The organism is Methylobacterium sp. 22177 (assembly GCF_052045615.1).
Taxonomy (GTDB): Bacteria; Pseudomonadota; Alphaproteobacteria; order Rhizobiales; family Beijerinckiaceae; genus Methylobacterium; species Methylobacterium radiotolerans.
The window spans coordinates 1-6,794 of sequence record NZ_JBQEPK010000095.1 but is presented as its reverse complement, the minus strand read 5'-3'; the positions used below and the strand labels follow the sequence as shown (position 1 = coordinate 6,794).

The 6,794-nt window shown below is 69.4% G+C and carries 5 protein-coding genes and 1 pseudogene; 4 read left to right on the top strand and 2 right to left on the bottom strand.

Features of this window, described 5'->3' with window-relative positions; translation table 11 throughout:
• The 3 genes from ACTJK8_RS31975 to ACTJK8_RS31965 form a co-directional block, all read left to right on the top strand.
• On the top strand, nt 1–2,289 hold a 2,289-nt coding region (locus ACTJK8_RS31975; RefSeq protein ID WP_440763174.1), incomplete at its 5' end, for a glycosyltransferase.
• Nucleotides 2,290–2,371: 82 nt separating this feature from the next.
• Complete coding sequence (locus ACTJK8_RS31970; RefSeq protein ID WP_012318201.1) at nt 2,372–3,166, top strand: ABC transporter permease; 795 nt, start codon at nt 2,372–2,374, stop codon at nt 3,164–3,166.
• Nucleotides 3,167–3,332: 166 nt separating this feature from the next.
• The gene (locus tag ACTJK8_RS31965) at nt 3,333–3,458 is read left to right on the top strand and encodes a hypothetical protein (protein WP_440763173.1); all 126 of its coding nucleotides are present in this window, start codon (nt 3,333–3,335) and stop codon (nt 3,456–3,458) included.
• Nucleotides 3,459–3,464: 6 nt separating this feature from the next.
• Here ACTJK8_RS31965 and ACTJK8_RS31960 read toward each other — a convergent pair whose 3' ends face one another.
• The gene (locus ACTJK8_RS31960; RefSeq protein ID WP_440763172.1) at nt 3,465–4,274 is read right to left on the bottom strand and encodes an IS5 family transposase; all 810 of its coding nucleotides are present in this window, start codon (nt 4,272–4,274) and stop codon (nt 3,465–3,467) included.
• Between the two features lie 118 nt (nt 4,275–4,392).
• Between ACTJK8_RS31960 and ACTJK8_RS31955 the strand changes: the two genes are divergently transcribed.
• Nucleotides 4,393–5,718: an IS701 family transposase gene (locus tag ACTJK8_RS31955; protein ID WP_440763171.1), complete on the top strand. Its 1,326-nt coding sequence runs from the start codon at nt 4,393–4,395 to the stop codon at nt 5,716–5,718.
• A 27-nt stretch (nt 5,719–5,745) separates the two neighbouring features.
• Here the strand turns inward: ACTJK8_RS31955 and ACTJK8_RS31950 are convergent.
• Nucleotides 5,746–6,732: pseudogene (locus ACTJK8_RS31950) on the bottom strand (IS481 family transposase); the annotation flags it as partial.
• Nucleotides 6,733–6,794 lie beyond the last annotated feature (62 nt).

The following is a 6,794-nucleotide window of genomic DNA, read 5'->3' as shown; positions in this document are numbered from 1 at the left end:
CCCGGGGAGTCGCCGTTCCTGCACTACGTGCGCACCGGCCGGGCCGCCGGGCTGATGGGCTGCCCCGAGGATCTCGGCACCTACCCGCCCATGGAGGCCCCGCCCGCCGACGCCTGGGACCGCCTGCCCCGCGCCCTGCCCATCGCGCAGGCCCGCGTCGTCGTCATCGTCCCGGTCTACAAGGGCCGCGGCGAGACCCTGCGCGCCATCCATGCCTGCCTGTCGGCGCCCCAGGCCACCCCCTTCACCCTGCTCGCCGTCAACGACCGCTCCCCCGACCCGGAACTCACCGCGGAGCTCGCCGCCCTCGCCGGCCGCGGCCTGTTCCACCTCGTCGAGAACGAGCAGAACCTCGGCTTCGTCCGCTCGGTCAACCGCGCCCTCGGCCTGCGCCAGGGCCGCGCCGTCGTCCTGCTCAACTCCGACGCTGAAGTCTTCGGCGACTGGCTCGACCGCCTCGTCGCCCACGCCGAACACAACGCCGAGCCTCGGGCCGGGTCCGGCACGGAGGCAGGGGCTGGGGCAGGCGCAGGGGCGGGAATGGGCGCGGGGCTGCCCGTGGGCAGCGTCACGCCCCTGTCCAACAACGCCACGATCTGCTCCTACCCGCGCTTCAACGCCAACAACACCATGCCGCTCGAGATCGCCCGGCCCGACCTCGACCGCGTGGCCGCGCAGGTCAACCGCGGCCGCGCCGTGCCCGTACCCACCGGCGTCGGCTTCTGCATGTACATGACCGCCGCCGCCCTGGACGCCGTCGGCGACCTCGACGCCGAGGCCTTCGGCAAGGGCTACGGCGAGGAGAACGACTGGTGCCTGCGCGCCACCAAGGCCGGCTTCGTCAACCTGCTCGCCGAGGACGTGTTCGTCCACCATGCCGGCCAGATCTCGTTCGGGCTCGACGCGGGCGGCGAGTACGTCCAGGGCCAGGCGGCGCTGCTGGCCAAGCACCCCGACTACCCGGCCCGGGTCGGGCAGTTCGTCCAGGCCGATCCCGGCCGGCGCGGGCGGGCGCGGCTCGACCGGGCGCGGCTGGCCCGGCACTTCTCGGGGCGGGCGCTGCTCTACGTGACGCACAGCTGGGGCGGGGGCATCCAGCGGCACATCGACGACATGGTCGCGCAGGCCCGGGCCGAGGGCCTGAGCGTGGTGCTGCTGCAGATCGACCGGACCCGCAACCTCGAGGTCCACGTCTCGTATCGCGGCCCCGAGTTCCTGTACCTGCCCAACCTCGACAGCCTGTACCTGCCGCGGGACGCGGCCGAGCTCGCCGACTTCGTCGGGCAGCTGGCGCCGGTTCTGATCCACGTGCACTCGCTGGCGGGGCTGCGCTGGGGCGCGGCGCGGGCGCTGATGGAGGTGGTGGCGGGCGCGGGGCGGCCCTACGCGTGGACGCTGCACGACTACTCGCCGGTGTGCCACCGCAACCACCTGGTGCAGCCGGACGGGCGCTACTGCGGCCTGGCGCCGGTCAACGAGTGCCGGTCGTGCCTGGCGGTGGACGCGGACGGGTTCGAGGAGCCGGATCCGGGCGAGCGGCGGGCGGCGTTCGGGGCGTTCCTGGCCGGCGCCGCGCGGGTGTTCGCGCCGTCCTGCGACACGGCGGCCCGGATCCGGGCGGTGTACCCGGATCTCGCCGTCACGGTGCGGCCGCACGTCGAGCCGGAGCGGTCGGTGCGCTCGACCGCCCTGCAGCGGCCCGGCCGCGTCCGCCGCGTCGCCGTGCTCGGCGGCATCAGCCTCCCCGAGGGCGGCCTGTTCCTGCAGGCCCTGGCCACCGACGCGCAGGACCGGGACCTGCCGCTGCATTTCACGATCGTGGGCCACTCGGACCCGGCCCTGACGGGCGGCCTCGCGCGCGCCGGCGTCACCGAGACGGGGCGGTACTCCACCGACGATCCGACCCTCGACCGGGTCGCTCGGGCGGCCCTCCAGATCGCCGAGACCGGCCGCCACTGGGAGGACGACGAGACCCTCGATCTCGTCACCCAGGTCTCGGCCGACCTGGTCCTGCTGCCGTCGATCTGGCCCGAGACCTACGCGTACGCGCTGACCCTGGCCCTGCGAACCGGCCTGCCGGTGGCGGGCTTCGATCTCGGCGCGCCGGCCGAGCGGCTGCGCGGCGTGCCGAACGGTCACCTCCTCTCGTACGCGCTCACCACCGATCCGGCCGCCTGCAACGACCGCCTGCTGGCCATCGACCTCTCGGATCCCGGGCAGGACGCGGGATCGATTCCGGAGGCCACCTCCGGCGACCTGATGCGGGCCTACTACGGCCTGGCGGTCTGACGCGCCGCGGGTGCGGGCCGGGTCAACGCACTTTGGCCCATTTTCTCGTCGAGACAGGCGCCGCAACGCAGAGGTCCTATCGATGCCCGCCCTCCCGAAGCCCGAATCGCAGAAGGGCCCGGTCGAGTCCTACCTCCACGTGCTGCACGCGCTGATGCTGCGCGACATGCGCACGCGCTTCGGCGCCTCGATCTGGGGCTACGGCGTGGTCGTGCTCTGGCCCTGCGTGCACGTGTTCGTGCTGATCGCGATCTACACCTTCCAGAAATTGGCGGCCCCCCTGGGCGACAGCCGGCCCCTCTTCTTCGCCACGGGCGCGGTGCCGGTCCTGGTCTTCCAGTACATCTCCCGCGAGGTCATGAAGGCGGTGATCATGAACCGCCCGCTGACCTATTATCCGCAGGTGAAGCTGTTCGACGTGATCCTGGCCCGCATCCTCGTCGAGATCGTCACCGGCTTTCTCGCCCTGCTCGTGGTCACCTCCGTCCTCGTGGCCATCGGGACCAATCCGATCCCGGCCGACCCCTTCACGGCGATGTGCGGCTATCTGGCAGCGATCGTGCTCGGCATCGGCATCGGAACGATCAACGTCGCGATCATCGGTTTCTTCCCGGGCTGGCTGATCGGCTACGCGCTCTTCAGCATTATCCTCTATATCTCCAGCGGAGTCATGTTTCTGCCGAGCTATATGCCCGACAAGATATACTACTGGATGAAATTCAATCCGGCCCTTCAGCTGGCGGAGTGGGTGCGCTCGGCCTATTACCCCTACGCCGGACTGCAGATCGACCAGCTCTACGTCCTGATGTTCGGCCTCACCTCGGCCAGCATCGGCCTCTTCCTCGTGAAGCACGTCGTCAGCAAGATCCAGATGTGAGGCAGGCATGCCCGGGGCCGATCCTTCCGGGGCCTCGTGGCCGGCGGCCGACCGATGACGCCGCACCTGGCACGGCGCATACCCGGAAGCGGGCCGCCGCAGCGCTCTGCTCCCTCCGACGCCGGCGTCACCGGCCCCATTCAGCTTCAGGATCCGAGGCCGTCGCATGACGAAGAACCTCGTTCACGATGTTGATACGAAGTATATTCGCCAGATGCAGCAGCAGAACATTCAGCTGGCCGTCCTGCGAGTCGAGCGCGACACCGCGGTGCAGGCCCGCGCCGCGGCTTAGAGGCTGTTATGAACCTGTGGCCATTTGAGCGGCCTGTCTGAGCATGAGGCAGACGAAAGCGACGAGGTGCAGGTCTGCCAGTGTGCTGGCATAGCGCTCGTAATCTTTGGCGAGCCTGCGGAAGCGGGTGGCCCAGGCAAAGGAGCGCTCCACGACCCAACGGCGTGGGAGCAGCACGAAGCCACGCTTAGCCTCGGGCAGCTTCACCACCTCCAGTGCGATGCCATGCTCGCGGGCGGCCGTGGCCGGCTTCTCGCCCGTGTAGCCCTGATCGACGAAGGCGACCTCGACGCTCTCGCCGGTGGCCGCCTGCATAGCTCTGGCTAACCGACCGACCTGAGCGCGATCATCGGCATCGGCGGGCGTGACATGCAGCGCCAGGAGGTGGCCGAGCGTGTCCACCGCCAAGTGCAGCTTCGAGCCCTTCTTGCGCTTGGCCCCATCGTAGCCGGCCCGCTCGCCGCTCTCGGGCGAGGAGCGCAAAGTCCGGCTGTCGAGCACAGCCGCCGTCGGCTCCGGCGCGCGACCCGAGGCCATGCGCAGCACCGCGCGCAGATCCTCGGCCAGTTGCTCGAAACAGCCGGCAGCCAGCCAACGCTGGGCCTGCTGATACACGGCAAACCAGGGCGGCAGATCATGCGGCATCAGCCGCCACGGGCAGCCGCTTCGCACCACGTAGCGCAGGCCGTTGAACACCTCGCGCAACGCATGCTCACGCTGACCGGCATCTTCACGCAGCGGCGTCAGGTAGGACGCAACCAGCGCCCACTCCTCATCGGAAACGTCGGACGGATACGGCTTGCGGGAAGCGCTCATCCCCGCTCATCTGAGCACAGACCCGCCCCAGGTCCATAACAGCCTCTAGCACTACCTGGGCACTTTGAAGGGCGTTGGGCGTTCTGATCCTGCGGCGGTGGCACTGCGGGAGACGGACATGGCCGAGAGACCGTCGGGGCAGGATCTCGATGCGTGGCTGCTGCCGTTCCTGGCGGCGATGGGGCGCAAGACGCGGCGGACCTGGGCTCCGCTGTACCTGCGCGGCCTGCTCGGCCCCGGGGATCGCAAGAGCCTGCAGCCGATGGCCGCCCGTCTCGGGCTGCCGGGTCACGACCAACTGCAGCACTTCATCGCCAGCCCGGCCTGGGACGACGGCCCGCTCTGGGCGGAACTCACCCGTACCGCGGACCGGCTGGTCGGCGGATCCGACGCCTGCCTGGTGATCGACGATACGGCGCTGCCGAAGAAGGGCACGCGCTCGGTGGGCGTGGCGCGCCAGTACTGCGGGCACCTCGGCAAGAAGGCCAACTGCCAGTCGCTCGTCTCCCTCACCCTGGCGCGGGGCGAGGTGCCCGTGCCGGTTTGCCTGCACCTGTTCCTGCCGGAGGAGTGGGTCGCCAACCCGAAGCGGTGTGAGCGGGCAGGTGTGCCCGAGGCGGCGCTGGTGCCGCAGAGCAAGGGCGAGATCGCGCTTGCCGAACTCGACCGCCTGCAGGCCGAAGGCGTCCGCTTCGGTGTGGTACTGGCCGATGCCGGCTACGGCTGTAGCGCCCTGTTTCGGCATGGCCTCGACGCGCGCGGGCTGACCTGGGCGGTGGGGATCGCCAAGAACCAGAAGGTCTACGATCCCGACGTGCGGCTGGTGGAGCCGGGCGGGAGGGCGCGCAGACCCGTGCCGGATCAGGAGCCGCAGGAGGCCGAGGCGGTTCTCGCTGCGCTGCCGTGGCGGCGCGTGACGTGGCGACAGGGCACGAAGGGCGCGCTCGCGGCCCGGTTTGCCATGACCCGCGTGCGGGTGGGCGACGGTCCGATCTGGGGCAACAACCGCCATCTGCCGGGCGCCGAGGTCTGGTTGGTGGGCGAGTGGCGCGCCTCGGGCGAGCGCAAGTACTACCTCTCGAACCTGCCGCCCCGCACGACCCGGCGCGCCCTGGCCGGCACAATCAAGGCGCGCTGGGTGTGCGAGCAGGGCCACCAGCAGTTGAAGGAGGAACTGGGCCTCGACCACTTCGAGGGCCGCTCCTGGACCGGCCTGCACCGGCACGCGCTGATGACGTGCATCGCCTGCGCCTACCTGCAGCACCTGCGTCTGGCTGGGCCCGACCGGACGGATGGGGGAAAAAAAGGTGGCCGGCCTACCGGGACCGCCACCGTCTCCGAGCCTGCCCGCCGTGCGGCAGGCCATCATCGGCCGCCTGTTCGTCGGCCTCATCCCACCGGTGCGATGCCCGCACTGTCGCCGCCGCTTCCGGCTGCCGTCTGACCTCAAAGTGCCCAGGTAGTGCGAGATGTTTGGTCCCGGCATTTGGTGGAGTGGGTCTGACCTGAAGCGGCCGGGCTCAGCGGACCAGACCTTGCAGATGGCTTCGTAGGGTGTGAGACCCCGCAGGGTCTTCAGGCGGCGGCCGAAGTTGTAGGCGCTGACGAAGTCGGCCAGGTGCGCACGGAGTTGCCCGTGGCTGTCGTAGTGGTAGCGCTTGACCGTCGCGTCCTTGATCGTACGGTTCATCCGCTCGACCTGACCGTTGGTCCAGGGGTGGCGCGGTTTGGTCAGCCGATGATCGATATCGTTGCGGGCGCAGGCAAGTTCGAAGCTGTGGGCTCGGAAGGTCTCGCCGGCTGCAATCGCCTCCTTGATGATGGAAGCGGCCGAGGCGACGTTGCCGGGCGTGGTGAAGTGGGTGCCGTTGTCGGTGAGCACCGTATGCACCTTGTAAGGCACGGCCTCGATGAGATGGCGGAGGAAGTCACCGGCGACCCGCCGCGTGGCCTTCTCATGCAGCTCAACGAAGGCGAACTTGGTCGTACGGTCGATGGCGACGAGCAGGTAGAGCCGCCCTTCGGCTGTGTGAACCTCGGCCAGATCGATGTGGAAGTAGCCCAGTGGGTAGGTCTTGAAGCGTGACCGCTTGGGCTTGTCACCGTCGGCCTCCGGCAGTCGGCTAATGCCGTGACGCTGCAGGCAGCGATGCAGCGACGAGCGGGTCAGGTGCGGGATCGTCGCCTGGAGCGCGTAGAGGCAGTCGTCCAGCGGCAGGAGCGTATGACGGCGAAAGGCGACAACGACCGCCTCGTCCTCCTGTGACAACACCGTCGAACGCGGATCCTTCGGACCCGTGCGTTGGTCGGCGACCGAGATCCGCTTCTTCCACTTGGCGACCGTCTTCGGGTTGATCCCGTAGCGCTTCGCGAGTGCCCTCAGGCTCGCTTGACTATGCTGGATCGCTCGACGGACTGCCTCCGTCGTGGTGGCGCTGCCGTGAAGAACTTGGCCCATAGCGCGTCCCTCCACTTCAACGTGAAGAGTGCACCATCAAACCCTGGGATCAAACATCTAGA

What these genes read in the sequence shown, in the direction of transcription:
- ACTJK8_RS31970 (WP_012318201.1), top strand. Translation starts at nt 2,372, where the DNA reads ATGCCCGCCCTCCCGAAGCCCGAATCGCAGAAGGGCCCGGTCGAGTCC.
- ACTJK8_RS31965 (WP_440763173.1), top strand. Translation starts at nt 3,333, where the DNA reads ATGACGAAGAACCTCGTTCACGATGTTGATACGAAGTATATTCGCCAG.
- ACTJK8_RS31960 (WP_440763172.1), bottom strand. Translation starts at nt 4,274, where the DNA reads ATGAGCGCTTCCCGCAAGCCGTATCCGTCCGACGTTTCCGATGAGGAG.
- ACTJK8_RS31955 (WP_440763171.1), top strand. Translation starts at nt 4,393, where the DNA reads ATGGCCGAGAGACCGTCGGGGCAGGATCTCGATGCGTGGCTGCTGCCG.